The organism is Winogradskyella sp. R77965, from assembly GCF_044594915.1.
Lineage (GTDB): Bacteria > Bacteroidota > Bacteroidia > Flavobacteriales > Flavobacteriaceae > Winogradskyella.
In genome coordinates this window covers 1,067,567-1,084,431 of the sequence record NZ_CP138990.1, presented here as the reverse complement: position 1 = coordinate 1,084,431, position 16,865 = coordinate 1,067,567, and the positions used below count along the sequence as shown (strand labels likewise).

General features: G+C 31.7%; 17 protein-coding genes. 14 read left to right on the top strand and 3 right to left on the bottom strand.

The features are described 5' to 3' along the window. Nucleotides 1–2 precede the first annotated feature (2 nt). The gene (ligA, locus tag SJY34_RS04830; RefSeq protein WP_400079435.1) at nt 3–1,997 is read left to right on the top strand and encodes an NAD-dependent DNA ligase LigA; all 1,995 of its coding nucleotides are present in this window, start codon (nt 3–5) and stop codon (nt 1,995–1,997) included. Nucleotides 1,998–2,096: 99 nt separating this feature from the next. Beyond that, nucleotides 2,097–2,834 (top strand): hypothetical protein, encoded by a 738-nt coding sequence (locus SJY34_RS04825; protein ID WP_400079433.1) that lies wholly within the window; start codon nt 2,097–2,099, stop codon nt 2,832–2,834. Here SJY34_RS04825 and SJY34_RS04820 read toward each other — a convergent pair. Genes SJY34_RS04820 through SJY34_RS04810 form a run of 3 tightly spaced genes read right to left on the bottom strand, consistent with a single transcriptional unit; the run spans nt 2,831 to nt 4,953 of the window. Next, entirely contained in the window at nt 2,831–3,217 is a 387-nt protein-coding gene (locus SJY34_RS04820; RefSeq protein ID WP_400079431.1) for a DoxX family membrane protein, read from the bottom strand. The two genes, SJY34_RS04825 and SJY34_RS04820, sit on opposite strands and share 4 nt — an antisense overlap. Before the next feature lie 59 nt (nt 3,218–3,276). Further along, entirely contained in the window at nt 3,277–4,188 is a 912-nt protein-coding gene (locus SJY34_RS04815; RefSeq protein ID WP_400079429.1) for a bifunctional metallophosphatase/5'-nucleotidase, read from the bottom strand. A 3-nt stretch (nt 4,189–4,191) separates the two neighbouring features. Then, nucleotides 4,192–4,953, bottom strand: a complete 762-nt coding sequence (locus tag SJY34_RS04810; RefSeq protein WP_400079427.1) for a 5'-nucleotidase C-terminal domain-containing protein — start codon at nt 4,951–4,953, stop codon at nt 4,192–4,194. A 71-nt stretch (nt 4,954–5,024) separates the two neighbouring features. On the opposite strand from SJY34_RS04810, the gene SJY34_RS04805 reads away from it, so the two are divergent. From SJY34_RS04805 to SJY34_RS04750, 12 genes are all read left to right on the top strand, one after another. Further along, nucleotides 5,025–5,543 (top strand): DUF6913 domain-containing protein, encoded by a 519-nt coding sequence (locus SJY34_RS04805; protein ID WP_400079425.1) that lies wholly within the window; start codon nt 5,025–5,027, stop codon nt 5,541–5,543. Then, nucleotides 5,543–6,427 (top strand): 4-hydroxy-tetrahydrodipicolinate synthase, encoded by an 885-nt coding sequence (gene dapA / locus SJY34_RS04800; RefSeq protein ID WP_400079423.1) that lies wholly within the window; start codon nt 5,543–5,545, stop codon nt 6,425–6,427. The genes SJY34_RS04805 and dapA overlap by 1 nt, the downstream gene beginning before the upstream one ends. A gap of 108 nt (nt 6,428–6,535) precedes the next feature. Next, nucleotides 6,536–7,336, top strand: a complete 801-nt coding sequence (locus SJY34_RS04795) for an outer membrane protein assembly factor BamD (protein WP_400079422.1) — start codon at nt 6,536–6,538, stop codon at nt 7,334–7,336. A gap of 11 nt (nt 7,337–7,347) precedes the next feature. Next, a complete protein-coding gene (locus SJY34_RS04790) occupies nt 7,348–7,674 on the top strand; it encodes a DNA-directed RNA polymerase subunit omega (protein ID WP_400079420.1) in 327 nt (108 codons plus the stop codon). A gap of 14 nt (nt 7,675–7,688) precedes the next feature. Continuing rightward, the gene (gene coaBC / locus SJY34_RS04785; protein ID WP_400079418.1) at nt 7,689–8,900 is read left to right on the top strand and encodes a bifunctional phosphopantothenoylcysteine decarboxylase/phosphopantothenate--cysteine ligase CoaBC; all 1,212 of its coding nucleotides are present in this window, start codon (nt 7,689–7,691) and stop codon (nt 8,898–8,900) included. Further along, the gene (locus SJY34_RS04780; protein ID WP_400079416.1) at nt 8,893–9,780 is read left to right on the top strand and encodes a DUF4835 family protein; all 888 of its coding nucleotides are present in this window, start codon (nt 8,893–8,895) and stop codon (nt 9,778–9,780) included. The genes coaBC and SJY34_RS04780 overlap by 8 nt, the downstream gene beginning before the upstream one ends. 145 nt (nt 9,781–9,925) lie before the next feature. Next, the gene (recN, locus tag SJY34_RS04775; protein ID WP_400079414.1) at nt 9,926–11,578 is read left to right on the top strand and encodes a DNA repair protein RecN; all 1,653 of its coding nucleotides are present in this window, start codon (nt 9,926–9,928) and stop codon (nt 11,576–11,578) included. A 98-nt stretch (nt 11,579–11,676) separates the two neighbouring features. After that, complete coding sequence (locus SJY34_RS04770) at nt 11,677–12,492, top strand: enoyl-ACP reductase (RefSeq protein WP_400079412.1); 816 nt, start codon at nt 11,677–11,679, stop codon at nt 12,490–12,492. 152 nt (nt 12,493–12,644) lie between these two features. Beyond that, nucleotides 12,645–13,646: a glycosyltransferase gene (locus tag SJY34_RS04765; protein ID WP_400079410.1), complete on the top strand. Its 1,002-nt coding sequence runs from the start codon at nt 12,645–12,647 to the stop codon at nt 13,644–13,646. A 7-nt stretch (nt 13,647–13,653) separates the two neighbouring features. Beyond that, complete coding sequence (locus tag SJY34_RS04760; protein ID WP_400079408.1) at nt 13,654–14,616, top strand: CdaR family protein; 963 nt, start codon at nt 13,654–13,656, stop codon at nt 14,614–14,616. Nucleotides 14,617–14,618: 2 nt separating this feature from the next. Then, complete coding sequence (coaE, locus tag SJY34_RS04755; protein ID WP_400079406.1) at nt 14,619–15,215, top strand: dephospho-CoA kinase; 597 nt, start codon at nt 14,619–14,621, stop codon at nt 15,213–15,215. Nucleotides 15,216–15,317: 102 nt separating this feature from the next. Continuing rightward, the gene (locus SJY34_RS04750) at nt 15,318–16,856 is read left to right on the top strand and encodes a sensor histidine kinase (protein ID WP_400079404.1); all 1,539 of its coding nucleotides are present in this window, start codon (nt 15,318–15,320) and stop codon (nt 16,854–16,856) included. Nucleotides 16,857–16,865: the final 9 nt, after the last annotated feature.

Sequence of the window (16,865 nt, the reverse complement as noted above, 5' to 3'; positions counted from 1 at the left end):
GAATGAGCATTAAAGAAAAAATACAATCACTTCGTGAAGAACTACGTCAACACAACTACAATTACTATATTTTAGACAATGCTACCATTAGTGATTACGAGTTCGATATAAAGCTAAAAGAGCTTCAAGCATTAGAAGATGCGCATCCAGAATTTTTTGATGCTAATTCGCCAACACAACGCGTAGGAGGTGCCATTACCAAGAATTTTAAAACTACAGTTCATGATTTTAGAATGTATTCTTTGGATAATTCGTACTCTAAAGACGATTTATTGGATTGGGAAACCAGAATAAAAAAAATGGTAGATGGTGAAGTACAATATACTTGCGAACTCAAGTATGATGGTGCTTCTATGAATCTGACTTACGAAAATGGTAAATTACTGCGAGCTGTAACACGAGGTGACGGAGTACAAGGTGATGAGGTGACGACTAATGTGAAAACCATCAATACAGTTCCATTACAACTGAAAGGTGATTATCCTGAGCGTTTTGATATTAGAGGAGAAATTATCTTACCAATTGAAGGCTTCTTAAAAATGAATGAAGAACGCCTTGCAAATGACGAAGAACCATATAGAAACCCAAGAAATACAGCATCTGGTAGTTTAAAGCTACAAGATAGTGCTGAGGTTGCAAAGCGACCATTAGAATGCCTATTATATAGTATTAAAGGCAATAATTTAAATATTCAATCACAATTTGAAGGTCTAGAAAAGGCAAGAGCTTGGGGTTTTAAAGTTCCAAATGAAGCTAAATTGGTTAACTCTATTGATGCCGTTTTGGAATATGTAGAATATTGGGATGAGCACAGACATAATTTACCATACGAAATTGATGGAGTAGTGGTGAAGGTCAATAGTCTATATCAGCAAGATGAACTAGGTTTTACTGCCAAAGCACCACGCTGGGCAATGGCTTATAAGTTTAAAGCAGAACAAGTTTCCACACTATTAAATGAAATTACATATCAAGTAGGACGTACGGGAGCTATAACACCAGTAGCAAATTTAGAACCTGTACAATTGGCTGGTACTATTGTAAAAAGGGCATCACTTCATAATGCTGACCAAATCGAAAAATTAGATATTAGAGAAGGAGACGAAGTTTTTGTTGAAAAAGGTGGTGAGATTATACCAAAAATAATTGCGGTAGATTTAACTAAACGTCCAGATAATTCTTTACCAACAACTTATATATCTAAATGCCCAGAATGTGAAACTGAACTTGTTAGATTAGAAGGTGAGGCTAAACACTATTGTGCCAATTATAATGGTTGTCCTCCTCAAGTGGTTGGGAGAATTCAACATTATATATCTAGAAAAGCGATGGATATAGAAGGTTTGGGCGGCGAAACTGTTGCCCTTTTAGTAAATGAAGGTTTAATTACTAATTATGCCGATTTATACGAATTAACGGTAGAACAAGTCATCCCATTAGAGCGAATGGCAGAAAAAAGTGCTGAAAACTTAATAAACGGAGTAGAAGCCTCTAAACAAATTCCTTTTGAGCGCGTGTTATTTGCTTTAGGAATTAGATATGTTGGTGAAACCGTGGCTAAGAAACTAGCGAAACACTATAAATCTATAGATGCTTTAATGTTTGCCTCTACTTTAGATCTGGTTACTGTTGATGAAATAGGTGAGCGCATTGCAGAAAGTGTGGTTGAATTTTTCTCTTCTGAAGAAAACAGGGTAATTATTGAACGTTTAAAATCTTTTGGTGTACAATTAGAGATTTCAGCAGAAAAATTAGCTAGTCAGACAGATAAACTAAAAGGCCAATCTATAGTAGTTTCTGGTGTATTTGAAACTGTATCGCGCAATGAGCTGAAAAAACTTATAGAAGACAATGGTGGAAAAGTATCATCCTCTATCTCTTCTAAAACCAGTTATTTAGTTGCTGGTGACAAAATGGGACCAAGTAAGCGAATAAAGGCCGAAAAATTAGATATTCCAATACTTACAGAAGAAGATTTTTTGAATCAATTGAAATAAATTCTTACTTTTAAATGCATTACAGCGATAAAATGTATTTTTTTATCGTCTATTTATGAAACATTTTTATATTTGCTTTTGTTAATAAGGGATTAATTAATGATAGTAAATAAAATCATAAAGGTAATATTATTGCTTTTGGGTGGCATTTTCATTTTACTTCAAAGTTTTGCTTATGAAGTTGAAGGAGCCGCTGTAGGTTCAATAATGTTTTTATTGTTTACAGTCTTATATTTTAGATGGACTAAAAATAAGTCTAGCTTTTTCATGTGGTTTTTAGGAACTTTTACAATTGCTCAGATTTTGGGCTTTATTTCTTATTTCCAGATATTAGAAGAAGGTCAGGTAGACTATTTATACTTTATAACAAATGCTTTATATATAGTAGCTTATGTCTTTTTGATCTATAGAATTCTTAAAACTCTAGATATGAAAAAAGTGTTTTTAGAACATTCTATTCCTATTTTAATATTAATAGCATTAGACGTTTTCTGTTTAGCCATATTTGCTGAAACCACCGAGAATGTACTTTCATCAAACCAAAATAATTTAGAGTATGCTTATAATGCTGTGATAATGGCTTTATTGTCGGTTGCGTTGATTAACTATATGTGGAGAAATGATAATAAATCAATGTTATTTTTATTAGGCTCTATATTTATTGTGTTTTCTGAAATTATTCAACTTGCCTATTATTATATTTTATTAGAGGATAATAATTTAGGTTTTATATATTCTTTCTTTATGGTTGTAGCGTTTATATTATTCTATTTACAATCACAATTAGAGTTTACAGGTCCTGTACCAGAATATACAGACGAGTTAGAAGAAGTTTAAAATTGTTTGCCGATTACTGGAATTTCTTTTCGCTGCGTATACAAGATTATTACACTAAGTACAAAAGTAATAATTGCTGTATAGAACAAAACACCTCCATCGCCTTTTATTTCAATACCTAATTGTGTTAAATGCATCAAAATTGCACCTGCCATTAATCCAGCGGCTAAAGTTGCACCTGCCCAAATAGTCTTTGGAATTAATAGTAGAATACCGGCAATAAGTTCTAAAACACCAATACCAATTCTACCGTAAGGTTCTAAACCTATAGTTTCAAAAATGTAAACACTATCTGCATGTGCAGTAAACTTAAAGCGAAGTGTTTGAATTAAAATAACAGCAACAGCAATTCGAAGTATTAAAATGATTCTACTAGATTTCATACCTTTTAATTAGTTAGTTGAAATCTTAGACGTTTCAAATCAAGTTACTTACATAATCTCTATACAATTATTGAGGCTCCATCTGATTTAACGTCTTTTCCTGATTCAAAATAAAAATCAACTTTTCCAAGATATAAGCCATAAGCTCCAACTTGATTAACCAGTACATTTTTGCCAACACTATTCTTTTCTATTGTTGGTTTTGGTAAAAAAGTATGCGTGTGACCGCCAATAATTAGGTCAATATCTTTTGTGGCTCTTGCTAAGACAAGATCGCTTACTCGATTAGGATATTTTTTATAGTAATAACCAATATGAGATAAGCAAATAACTAAATCACATTTTTGTTCATCTTTTAGAATACGAGACATATCCTGAGCGGTTTCAATAGGATCATTATATACAGTTTCTTTATACATGTTTTTATCTACCAATCCATCAAGTTGAATTCCAAGCCCAAAAACACCGATTTTAATACCATCTTTTATAAATACTTTATAAGGTTTTACATGAGTATCCATTACAGTGTTTGAAAAATCATAGTTGGCAGATACAAATTCGAACTTAGCATGAGGTAATTGCGCGTAGAGTCCATCAATGCCATTATCAAAATCGTGATTTCCAATAGTTGCTAAATCATAGTCTAGCATACTCATAAGTTTAAATTCGAGCTCTCCTCCATAGTAATTAAAGTATGGTGTGCCCTGAAAAATATCGCCTGCATCTAGTAAAAGCGTATTTGCGTTTTCTTTTCTAATAGATTTAACTAATGTAGCTCGTCTTGCTACGCCTCCTTTATTGGCATTTCTGCCATCATCTGGTCCAAAAGGGTCGATATGGCTATGTACGTCGTTAGTATGCAAAATTGTAATCTTCTTAGCAGCAGAACTAAAAGATTGTAAACCTAAACTACTTAGACCAACTAGAGCCGTTGCTGCTGTAGATTGCTGTATAAATTGTCTTCTTTTCATTCTCTAGTTATTGAGTTTAATAAAACGGTTATCGCGTTTAGGGTTTAAAGTGTCTGCTTTTTTAAAATAATCGATAAGTACATTTCTTATTTTATAGTCTAGCACATATAAACTATCATTTGGGTGAAAAAACGTCATTCTATCGCCACCGTTATAGAGATAATCATTTGAAGCAACGTAATACGTTTTTTCTTCATCAATCGGGTTGCCATTAACAGTAGCAGATTTAACTTTATCATTTTTGTCTAAAGTAAGCTGAAGTTGATTAGAAACAGGATGCGCACGGCTAGCTTTAGCTAAATAAGCCATCATTTTTAAAATTTGTTCGCCTTTTAAAGCAACTACTACAACAGAATTGTCAAAAGGCATAACCTCATAAGCCGTTCTAGGAGTAATATTTCCCTTAGAAATTATTGAACGAATACCTCCGTGATTCAATAAAACAAAATCTATATTCTTTTCTGTTCGTTTATTAAAAATCGGATTACTTTCGCTGTAAACCGCATCAGCCATTAGATTACCAATAGCTGTGTTTAGATCACCATCGTTTTTTGAATAGGTGTCAACAGCATATGAAATAACACTGTCCAAGTTTTTGTTAACACTTTCTCTGTATGGTTTTATATAATCTTCAATAACTTGATCAGTAGCAATACTATCATTAATATCTATCCGTTTCCCTTCAATTTTATTGATATGAAGGTCTTTATTACATGAAAAAATTAGAAGTAAAAAACAGAGTTTGAAAATATGTTTAATAGTCATTGAATAACTTATATATAGTTTATAATAAAATATGAGTGCTTTTGTTAAATTTGCACAAAGGTTAAAGATAAATGATTTTAAAAGCATTTAAGGAAAAATCAATTCAAAAATATGTTAACAAATTGTTGGCTACTCGAAAATCTTCGGTAACTAACAACAAAGTAAAAACAGTTGCAGTATTACTTAATACTAGTGAATTTCATGAGTTTGAAGTCTTTAGATTGTATTTTAAAGAATTGGGTTTAACTTCTCCAAAACACAAAATTATCGCCTTTACCTTAGATGATAAATTAGAACATAACAAGTGGAATACACATTACAGTCCAAAGGATTTTGGGTGGAATGGAAAAATTAAAAATATAGACTTAGATACTTTTATTAACGAACCTTATGATATCTTGATTTGTTTTTACAAGAAAGAAGTCTTACAATTGGATCTTATTGCGGCAGCTTCTAAAGCAAATTTAAAAGTTGGAATATCTAAGAACGATGAACGTTTATACGATTTAATAATTGATGTGGATTTAAAGGACATCAATGTTTTTAAGCAAGAACTAACGAAATACTTAAACATTTTAAATAAATTATAATGACCAAATTTATAGGGACTGGTGTAGCTTTAATCACACCTTTTAATGCAGACCTAAGTATCGATTATGATGCATTAGAGCGATTGGTTGAATACAACATTGCTAACGGTACAGAATACTTAGTTATAAGTGGTACTACCGGAGAAAGTGTTACAGTTACTGCAGAAGAGAAGAAGCAATTAGTTTCGTTCATTACCAAAGTTAATAAAGGTAGATTGCCACTTGTTTTAGGGATTGGAGGAAATAATACGACTAATGTTGTTAGCGAAATAAAAACAACTGATTTCTCTGCTATCGATGGTATTTTGTCGGTATCTCCTTACTACAGTAAGCCTACTCAAGAAGGTATATATCAACATTTTAAAGCTATTGCTGAGGTGGCTCCAAAACCTATAATTTTATACAATGTACCTGGAAGAACATCGTCTAATATGTCGCCAGAAACTACCCTAAGATTAGCAAGAGATTTTGATAATATTATAGCTGTAAAAGAAGCTGGTAATAATGTGCATCAATATTTAGAATTATTAAGGACTAAACCAAAAGATTTTTTAATATTATCAGGTGATGATGATTTGGCTTTAAGTGTTGCTTTAGCAGGTGGTTCTGGAGTCATTTCTGTCATTGGACAAGCTTTGCCAAAAGAATTTTCGGAAATGATTCGCTTAGGAATTGCAGGTAGAGCTAAAGAGGCTTATGATATTCATTTTAAGTTGATGCCAATAACAGGACTTATTTTTTCTGAAAACAATCCGGCGGGAATCAAAGCGGTTTTAAGTTCATTGAATATTTCGAAACCTAGTGTGAGATTACCACTCGTACAAGCAACAGATTATCTTAAGAAAGAAATTGCTGATGCGTTAAAAATCTTAGGTAAAAGTTAAACTTAATATAAACTCATTTTATCATACAAAACATCGCCTATTTTAGCGAATAATATTTGTTTTTAAAATCCGTTAATAATGCGTACTTTTGCATCCTGTTTAAAATTTATGAAAAGAGGACTTTACATACTATTAATCAGTATTGTATTTATTTCTTGTAGTGACTTTCAGAAAACTTTAAGATCTGAAGATGTTTCTGAGAAATTTACTATGGCTACTGAGCTTTATGAAGCTGAAAATTACAGGAAATCATATAGGTTGTTAGACCAAATATTGCCGAAGTATAGAGGGAAACCACAAGCTGAAAAGTTGACTTACATGCATGCAATGTGTTCTTATCAATTAAAAGATTATTACATCGCTAGTTATCATTTTGATAAGTTCGTGAGTTCATATCCAGCAAGTGAAAAGGCAGAAGAAGCCGCTTTTTTGGCAGCTAAAGGGTATTATTTTGACTCTCCTGTGTATTCAAAAGAACAAAAGGAAACGGTTAATGCGATTGAAAAATTGCAGCTATTTGTAAATGCGCATCCTAACTCTCAGTATTTAGAAGAGGCTAATACTTTAGTTAAAGAATTAGATTTTAAATTAGAGAAAAAAGCTTATGAGATAGCAAAGCAATACAATTTAATAAGAGATTATAAAGCTTCTGTTAAAACTTTTAATAATTTTTTACTGGAGTTTCCTGGAGCATCATTAAGAAAAAAAGCGATGTTTTATAGATTTGATGCGGCCTATAATCTCGCAGTAAATAGTGTGGATTATTTGAAAGAGCAACGTTTAAAGGATGCTATAGGATATTACAACGCATTAAAAAGGTCATATCCAAATTCAGAATTTCTGGAAGATTCCACTAGGATGAATGAAGATTTGCAACAACAATTAAATAGGTTTACAACTAAAAGTTAATCATTATAACAATGGATTTAAAAAAGACAGACGCACCAGTAAGTTCTATAACTTACAACAGAAATGAAATAGATGCTCCAACAGATAATATCTATGAAGCTATTTCAGTGATTGCTAAACGTGCAGAACAAATTAATACAGATATAAGACGCGAGTTAATTGACAAGCTTGAAGAGTTTGCTACGTACAACGATAGTCTAGAAGAGATTTTTGAAAACAAAGAACAAATTGAAGTGTCTAAGTTTTACGAAAAGTTACCAAAACCACACGCTTTAGCAGTTAAAGAGTGGCTAGATGATAAGATTTATCATAGAAATACTGAGGACTCTCAGGAATAAATTAAAAGCCTTAGATGTCAATTCTAAAGGACAAAAATATTTTATTGGGCATTACTGCTGGTATTGCCGCATATAAATCTGCTAGTTTAGTCAGATTATTCATTAAAGCAGGCGCTAACGTAAAAGTTGTTATGACGCCTGCTTCTAAAGATTTCATAACTCCACTTACGCTTTCCACTTTATCTAAAAATCCGGTATATTCTTCTTTTGTAGACGAAGAAGACGACAACCAAGTTTGGAACAATCATGTTGATTTAGGACTTTGGGCAGATTATTTTGTTATTGCTCCTGCTACAGCTAACACAATGGCAAAAATGGCTAATGGTGTTTGTGACAATATACTTTTAGCAACCTATCTCTCTGCAAAATGTCCCGTATACTTTGCTCCTGCAATGGATTTGGATATGTATAAGCATAAATCCACTAAAACATCATTCGATAAGCTAACATCTTACGGAAATAAATTGATTCCGGCAGGAACAGGCGAGCTCGCTAGTGGCTTAGTTGGTGAAGGTCGCATGGCTGAACCTGAAGACATTGTCGCTTTTATTGAAAAAGATATTTTAGATCAATTACCATTAAAAGGAAAATGTATTTTAATTACAGCTGGTCCAACTTACGAAGCATTAGATCCTGTTCGCTTTATAGGAAACCATTCTAGTGGCAAAATGGGTTTTGAAATTGCAAATGCTGCAGCTAATCTAGGTGCTAAAGTAATTTTAGTAACTGGTCCAACCCATCAAAAAATCGATAACAACTTTGTTGAAGTGAAGCCTGTAGTTAGTGCAGAAGACATGTATAATGAAGTGCATAAGTATTTTAAAACTTCAGATATAGCTATACTTTCTGCTGCTGTAGCAGATTACAGGCCAAAGAATGTAGCACATCAGAAAATAAAGAAGAAGGATGCAACGTTTAGTATAGAGTTAGAAAAAACAAAGGATATTTTAAAATCATTAGGAGAGATTAAATCTAACCAGTTATTAGTGGGTTTTGCGCTTGAGACCAATAACGAATTAGAAAACGCAAAAGGGAAGCTGAAATCTAAAAACTTAGATTTAATAGTGCTTAATTCATTACAAGATAAAGGTGCAGGTTTTGGAGTATCCACAAATAAAGTTACATTTATAACGTCAGCAGACGATGTTATTGAAAACCAACTTAAATCTAAAGCTGATGTAGCAGTGGATTTAATGCAACAAATATTAAAACAATTAGATGCGTAACATTTTTTTATTATTCACTTTTCTTTGTACTCATGTTATTTCTTCGCAAGAGTTAAATTGCACCGTAAATGTTATTGCACAACAAACAGGAAATGAAAACAATGTCGTTTTTAAAACACTTGAAAGACAATTAACTGAGTTTATAAACAGTACAAAGTGGACAGATAAAACCTTTGGGCAACAAGAGCGTATCAATTGCAGCATGGTTATTAATGTAAATGGCTATGATAATGATTTGTTTTCAGCGTCGCTTCAAGTTACTTCATCTCGGCCTGTATTTAATTCAACGTATAGTTCTCCTGTCTATAATTATAACGATAAAGAATTCAATTTTCAGTATTTAGAATTTCAGAATTTGGTTTATAATCCACAACAGTTTGAGTCTAATTTAATTTCAGTATTATCGTTCCATGTATATATGATTTTGGGAATGGACGCAGATTCTTTTGCACTAGATGGAGGTGATGAGTATTTCAATCAGGCGCAAACCATAGCTAATTATTCCCAGCAACTCAATGGACAAGGTTGGAAGTTAGAAGATGGATTACAATCGCGTTTTGCAGTGATTAATGATATAAAATCGCCTACTTTTTCTGAGATAAGATCTGCAGTGTATAACTACCACATTGGTGGTTTGGATATTATGAATGAAAACCCCAAAGATGGTAAATCACAGATTATTTCGACTTTAGGAGAACTACAAAAAGTACATAGAAAACGTCCAAACTCTTACTTAATGCGTGTGTTTTTTGATGCTAAAGCAGATGAAATTACAGATATCCTTTCGGGTGGACCCAGCGTTAATATTACCGAAGCTGTTGATATTTTAAATAGAATAGCACCAATACATTCTCAAAAGTGGAGAAATATTAAGTATTAATACACTCAAGTTTATTTCTTATTTTGTTATTCTGAATTTACTTGTGCTAAACTCGTTTCAGTATTTTTAAATCTTAATTATTTTACTTAGTATTTCAAATTTTAAACTTGTAATCACTTAATTTTGTAATAATAAATTTTAGTTTTTGCTTACATCACTTTACATAAAAAATTACGCACTTATTGACGAGTTAAGCGTTCAGTTTAATAATGGTCTCACCATTATTACAGGCGAAACTGGTGCTGGTAAATCTATACTATTAGGTGGTTTATCTTTAGTGTTAGGAAAGCGCGCTGATATAAGCCAGGTGAAAAATAAAGACGAAAAATGCATTATAGAAGCCATTTTCGATATTGCTAATTATAATTTAAAATCTTTATTTAAGAGTTTAGATTTAGATTATGATGTTCAGACTATAATAAGACGCGAAATTTTACCTTCTGGCAAATCAAGAGCTTTCATTAACGATACACCAGTTAATTTAGAAAGTTTAGCGGCATTGAGTAACTATCTTATCGATATACATTCTCAACATCAGACACAGCAAGTAACCCAAGATGATTATCAGTTTCAGGTTATTGATGCATTGGCAGAAAATAAATCTAACTTAAATGATTTTGCAAAAGAACTAGTTGAATATAAAGCAATTCAAAAATCTTTAGAAGAATTAAAACTATCGAAAGCAGAGCTCATTAAAGAGTATGATTATAATCTGTTTCTATCTAAAGAATTAAACGAAATTGATATAGAAAACATCAATCTAGAAGATTTAGAGGCACAGTACGAAGAACTTAATAATGTTGAAGAAATAGGTGAGAAGTTAAGCAGTGCAAAAGCCATTCTAAGTGCTGAAGATATAGGGATAACAGATCAACTGAATTCGGTTAAACTAGAATTAATTAAGATTGCTGACTACGGAAATGCTTACGATGCTCTTAAGGAGCGCATTTTGAGCGTAGGTATTGAATTAGATGATATTTTAATTGAACTCGATAATCTTGAAGAGAACTTATCATCAGACCCACAAGAATTAGAAAGAATTAATAGTAAGCTTCAGGTTATTAATAATTTGTTTCAAAAACATTCGGTTTTAGATATTGAAGAACTAGTTGTAATCAAAAATGATTTAAGATTAAAAATTGATAATACTGAAAGCTTAGATAATACCATTTTGCTGAATGAAAAGCATGTGCTGAAGCAGCAAGAAAAACTTAATAAAATTGCTTTAGAAATTCATGAGAATAGAAAAAAGGTTATTCCAGTTTTTGTTTCAAAATTAGAATCAATCCTTTCAGATTTGGGTATGCCAAATGCAAAATTTAAGATTGAACTTAATCAAATAGATTATTTTGTTTCCAATGGAAAAGACGATTTACAGTTTTTATTCACGGCAAACAAAGGGTCGAGTTTCAATGCGCTTAAAAAATCGGCATCTGGCGGTGAATTGTCTCGTATAATGTTGGCTGTAAAATCTATACTTGCGGAATATGTTCAGCTACCATCAATAATGTTTGATGAAATTGATACCGGAGTTTCTGGAGAGATCTCTAATAAAATGGGAGATATAATGAAAAAGATGAGCGGTAAAATGCAGGTGTTTACCATTACACATTTACCTCAAATAGCGGCAAAAGGAAATTCGCATTTTAAAGTCTTTAAAACGGATGTCGAAGATGTAACACATACCCAACTCAGAAAACTAAATGAAGAAGAGCGCATTGTTGAAATTGCGCAGATGTTAGGAGGCATAGATATTACTGATTCTGCAATGGCTCATGCTAAGCAATTATTGAATTGATTATCAATTGCTTTAAACATAGCGAGCCTCTTTACTCTAGTATAAATTTTAATATTATTTTTGATTAACATAACAACCAATAAATAAATACTCACAACATGTACAATTTACTAAAAGGAAAAAAAGGAATCATTTTTGGGGCGTTAGATGAAAATTCTATTGCTTGGAAAACTGCGGAGCGTGTTCATGAAGAAGGCGGAACATTTGTCTTAACAAATGCACCAGTAGCCATGAGAATGGGGCAAATAAATGAATTGGCCGAGAAAACTGGTTCTCAAATTATTCCGGCTGACGCAACTTCTGAAGAAGATCTACAGAACTTGGTTGAACAAGCAATGGAAATTCTAGGCGGTAAATTAGACTTTGTATTGCACTCAATTGGGATGTCAATAAACGTAAGAAAAGGAAAGCATTATACAGACCAAAATTATGCTTGGACTCAAAAAGGAACTGATGTTTCTGCAATGTCTTTTCATAAAACAATGCAAACACTTTACAAAGCAGATGCCATGAACGAATGGGGAAGTATTGTAGCATTAACCTATATGGCAGCTCAACGTGTGTTTCCAGACTACAACGATATGGCAGATAATAAAGCTTTTTTAGAGAGTATTGCTCGTAGCTTTGGCTATTTCTTTGGTAGAGATAAAAAAGTACGTGTTAATACCATCTCACAATCTCCAACACCAACAACAGCTGGGAGTGGAGTAAAAGGTTTTGATGGCTTTATTGCTTATGCAGAAAAAATGTCTCCTTTAGGTAATGCCACAGCTATGGACTGTGCCAATTATACAGTGACATTGTTCAGTGACCTTACAAAGCGTGTCACTTTACAAAATCTTTATAACGATGGTGGATTTAGTAATATGGGTGTAAGTGATGCCGTAATGGATACTTTTGTAGATAATCAATAATCGAATATAAATTTATTTTAAAGCCATTACGAAATATGCATAATGGCTTTTTTTTATGCTTATAATTTTGTGATATCGGTATTGAAAAATAGAACTTTCAAAAGCGAAATGAATACCAAAAATTGTATTTGGTTTATTTACCTTTGTACATTATGAAGGATATCAATTTTTCTTTTATTGTTCCTGTTTATAATAGACCAGATGAGATTGAAGAGCTACTAGAAAGTTTTTCGAATTTAGATGGTCATCACCACTATGAAATCGTTATAGTAGAGGATGGTTCTAATAACACTTCTGAAGCTGTAGTAAATTCTTTTAAAACTAAATTAGACATTTCCTACTATTACAAGTCTAATACTGGTCCAGGTGATTCAAGAAATTACGGTATGCAAAAGGCTAAAGGAAATTATTTTATCATTTTAGATTCTGATGTTATTCTTCCATCTCATTATTTATCTGAAGTAAAAACGTTTTTAGAAAATTCTTATTACGAATGTTTTGGAGGACCAGATGCGGCTCATAGTTCATTTACGAGTATACAGAAAGCTATAAACTTTGCTATGACTTCATTCATTACTACTGGTGGTATTAGAGGTGGTAAACAACAAGTTGAAGATTTTCAACCACGAAGTTTTAATATGGGCTTATCTAAAAAGGCATTTCTAGCTTCCGGTGGTTTTGGGAAAATTCATCCTGGTGAAGACCCAGACTTATCGCTACGTTTACACAAATTGGGTTATAAAACTACGCTTATTGAAAATGCTTATGTATATCATAAGCGTCGTGTTTCTTGGTCTAAGTTTTATAAGCAAGTTTATAAATTTGGTATGGTAAGACCAATTCTAAACCAATGGCATCCTAGCTCTAAAAGTTTAGTGTATTGGTATCCCACTTTCTTTAGTTTGGGCTTAATAGTATCCATCCTTTTGTTGGTATTCAGTATTGCACTACCGATTTATTTGTATCTTATCTACTTTGCTCTAGCTTTTGTATTGGCATTTATATCCAATAAGAATTTAATCGTTGCTTTTCAGGCTTTATTAGCCATTATTATTCAGTTTTTTGGCTATGGTTATGGGTTTTTAAAATCAACATTCAATTTGGAAGTAATGGGTAAAAAACCAGAGGAAACATTTCCTCAATTATTTTTTTAAATTAGGTATGAATTCTAATAAAAAATTTAATATATCGGGTTATTTAGAAAAGAGAAATGTAAAACGATTTTCGCTTTTTGTTGTAATTGCATTTATATTTTTAATCTTTTCTAAACTGTCAAATGACTATAAGCAAACTATCAAGTTGAAAGTAAAAATTGCTAATATTCAAGATGAAATTGTATTACAAGCGGATTCAACAAATACAATTAATGCTTACATTGAAGCTAAAGGTTTTGCTTTAGTTCCTTTTTTGTTCAAAGATGCTAGTGAGGTTATTTTAGACGGAAAAACAGATGTTATATCTAACTCTAATCAGTTCATTTTTGATGTGCAAAAGCATCAATATCTTATTGAAGGCCAATTAGGAAAGTCATATAAAGTACTTTCGTTAAAACCAGATACACTGCTAATATCATATTCTAAAAGTGCTTCAAAGTTTGTTCCAATTAACTTAAGGGAGTCTATTAAATATGCGATTGGCTATGATGTGAAAGACAATTTTAATTTAGATGTAGATAGTGTAAAAGTTGTTGGACCTTCTTCAGAAGTTAATAAAATAGAAGTATTAGAAACCAAAATTTTGGAACTCAAAGATGTGAAGAAAGATATTAGTGAGAAGCTGGAAATTAATACTTCTGAATATGAGAATATAGAAGTTTTTCCAAAAACAGTAAATATTAGTGGTACAGTAACTAAATTTACTGAAGGTACTATAGAAATACCAGTTACAATTACAAATAAACCAAATAGCGTTAATATTAACTACTTTCCTAAAACCGTTACAATTGCTTATTATGTGGATTTAGATAAGTTTAATTCCATAACAATTAAAGACTTTATGGTAGAGTGTAATTATGCTAATATTGAAGATAACCAAACTTATTTTACACCAAAAATCACCAAGAGACCGAAGTCTGTAAAGCGGATTAGTTTAAAACAAAAACGTATAGATTTTATAAAACTATAAAAATGGTAATAGTAGGTCTTACGGGCGGAATAGGAAGTGGGAAATCAACAATTCTAAGATGTTTTGAATTACAGGGAATACCTGTATATATAGCAGATGACGAAGCAAAAGCTTTAATGAATCGCTCAAAGGTCATTAAAAGAAAACTGATACAATTATTTGGTGAATCTGCATATAAAGATAACAAACTCAATAGACCATATTTAGCTTCAAAAATATTTAATGATAAACACTTACTTTCTAAAATGAATGCTATTGTTCATCCAAAAGTGGCATCTCATTTTAGACGTTGGTTAAAAAAGCAAAATGCACCTTATATAATAAAGGAAGCTGCTATTATTTTTGAAAATAACCTAGAACATCAATATGATTATATCATTACTGTTTTTGCTGAAGAGGATTTGAGAATAGAACGAGTGATGAAGCGGGATGGTGCATCAAAAGAAAAAATACAAGCAATTATTAGTAACCAATTATCTGATGCTGAAAAGATAAAAAAGTCTGATTTTGTAATCACTAACAACGATTTAGACTCTGCTAAAGAACAAGCTATTTCAATTCATCAACAATTACTTCAACTTATAGGCTATAAGAATTAACAATTCTTTTGTTAATGTATGGTTAAACCTAATTTGTACTAAATGTTAAAATGTTAAATTTGACTGATGGGTAAAAAGCTATTCGTCTTACTAGTTGTGTTAATGAGTCTATCACTCATTGGTATCATCTTTGTTCAATCATTTTTTATTAATAACAGTTTAGAAAATGAGGAGAAGAATTTTACGCGAAGTGTTAAGCATGCTTTGACCTTTGTTTCTAAAGATATAGAGGAGAGAGAGCTAATAAATTACATTATTAAAATTCAACCTTATGTAGCTCAAGGGAAAGAGCCAGACTCAACAGTAATACAACAGCTATATGTTACGGCATCAGATGATTTAAATGATAAAACCATCTTTCACCGCAACACCATTATAGAAGAGCGTTTTAAAGTGCCTTCTTTGTTCTTTGAAATTGATTTAGATAGTATAACATTTAGCAATCTAACGAATGAAAAGGTTACTGAAATTTATAGTAATTCTAGTTTAGATGGTAATAAAAGTATTAAGCCTGAAAAAACTTTGGTAGAGTATTCCTCATTACCAGAAGTGAGTAAAAAAATGTACGAGCAGACTTTTAGGACGTTACTTAAGGAAAGAAATATTCCTATTCACAAGAGAGTAAATGCTTTACAAGTTGAGGAGTTTTTAAGGAAGGAATTTCAAAGTGAAGGTATTAACTTAAACTTTGAGTTTTCTATATATGACGATGATTTGGCAACGAAGGTGCAGACAGAAAATTTTGAAAAATCTAAGGATAACTATGGAGTACCTATTTTTTTAGATAATAATGACGAAGGTGGTTATAACCTATGGGTAGATTTTCCGGATAGAAAAAAATACTTATTATCCTCAATTTTGTGGATGATCGTTTTATCAATAGTTTTTACAAGTATAATAATTATAGCGTATTCTAGTGCTATTTATCAATTAATAAAGCAGCGACAAATATCACAGATTAAGACTGATTTTATTAATAATATGACACACGAGTTTAAAACACCAATTGCAACAATAAATTTGGCGTTAGACTCGATAAAAAACCCTAAAATAATTAATGATCAAGAAAAGGTCAAACGTTATTTAGGAATGATAAAAGAAGAAAATAAACGTATGCATGCGCAGGTGGAAAATGTTTTGCGTATTTCTAAGTTAGAAAAAAATGAACTCAATATTAGTAAGGAGCGTTTAAAGTTGCACGACTTAGTTGAGGACGCTATTACTCATGTAGAGTTAATTGTAGAAGATAGAAACGGGTATGTAAAGACCCATTTAGACGCTACTAAATCATCAGTTTTAGCAAATGAAACACATTTTACAAATGTGATTGTTAATATATTAGATAATGCCATTAAATATTCTGACGATGTGCCAAAAATCGATGTATATTCTGAAAATGTTGGCGATAACATAATTTTAAAAATTGCTGATCAGGGTAATGGTATGACTAAAGCAGTTGCTAAACGTGTGTTTGAGAAATTTTATAGAGAACATACAGGTAATGTACATAATGTAAAAGGGCATGGTCTAGGTTTGGCCTATGTAAAAAGAATAATAGATGACCACCAAGGTTATATAACAGTAGAAAGTGAAAAAGGAAAAGGCAGTACTTTTATTATAAAGTTGCCGTTAATATCGTAAAAGCAAATT

Coding starts and splice junctions, on each gene's coding strand:
- SJY34_RS04780 (WP_400079416.1), top strand. CDS start 8,893: ATGCGTAACATTTTTTTATTATTCACTTTTCTTTGTACTCATGTTATT.
- SJY34_RS04810 (WP_400079427.1), bottom strand. CDS start 4,953: ATGACTATTAAACATATTTTCAAACTCTGTTTTTTACTTCTAATTTTT.
- SJY34_RS04770 (WP_400079412.1), top strand. CDS start 11,677: ATGTACAATTTACTAAAAGGAAAAAAAGGAATCATTTTTGGGGCGTTA.
- ligA (WP_400079435.1), top strand. CDS start 3: ATGAGCATTAAAGAAAAAATACAATCACTTCGTGAAGAACTACGTCAA.
- SJY34_RS04795 (WP_400079422.1), top strand. CDS start 6,536: ATGAAAAGAGGACTTTACATACTATTAATCAGTATTGTATTTATTTCT.
- SJY34_RS04820 (WP_400079431.1), bottom strand. CDS start 3,217: ATGAAATCTAGTAGAATCATTTTAATACTTCGAATTGCTGTTGCTGTT.
- SJY34_RS04815 (WP_400079429.1), bottom strand. CDS start 4,188: ATGAAAAGAAGACAATTTATACAGCAATCTACAGCAGCAACGGCTCTA.
- dapA (WP_400079423.1), top strand. CDS start 5,543: ATGACCAAATTTATAGGGACTGGTGTAGCTTTAATCACACCTTTTAAT.
- SJY34_RS04805 (WP_400079425.1), top strand. CDS start 5,025: ATGATTTTAAAAGCATTTAAGGAAAAATCAATTCAAAAATATGTTAAC.
- SJY34_RS04760 (WP_400079408.1), top strand. CDS start 13,654: ATGAATTCTAATAAAAAATTTAATATATCGGGTTATTTAGAAAAGAGA.
- SJY34_RS04790 (WP_400079420.1), top strand. CDS start 7,348: ATGGATTTAAAAAAGACAGACGCACCAGTAAGTTCTATAACTTACAAC.
- coaE (WP_400079406.1), top strand. CDS start 14,619: ATGGTAATAGTAGGTCTTACGGGCGGAATAGGAAGTGGGAAATCAACA.
- coaBC (WP_400079418.1), top strand. CDS start 7,689: ATGTCAATTCTAAAGGACAAAAATATTTTATTGGGCATTACTGCTGGT.
- SJY34_RS04765 (WP_400079410.1), top strand. CDS start 12,645: ATGAAGGATATCAATTTTTCTTTTATTGTTCCTGTTTATAATAGACCA.
- SJY34_RS04825 (WP_400079433.1), top strand. CDS start 2,097: ATGATAGTAAATAAAATCATAAAGGTAATATTATTGCTTTTGGGTGGC.
- SJY34_RS04750 (WP_400079404.1), top strand. CDS start 15,318: ATGAGTCTATCACTCATTGGTATCATCTTTGTTCAATCATTTTTTATT.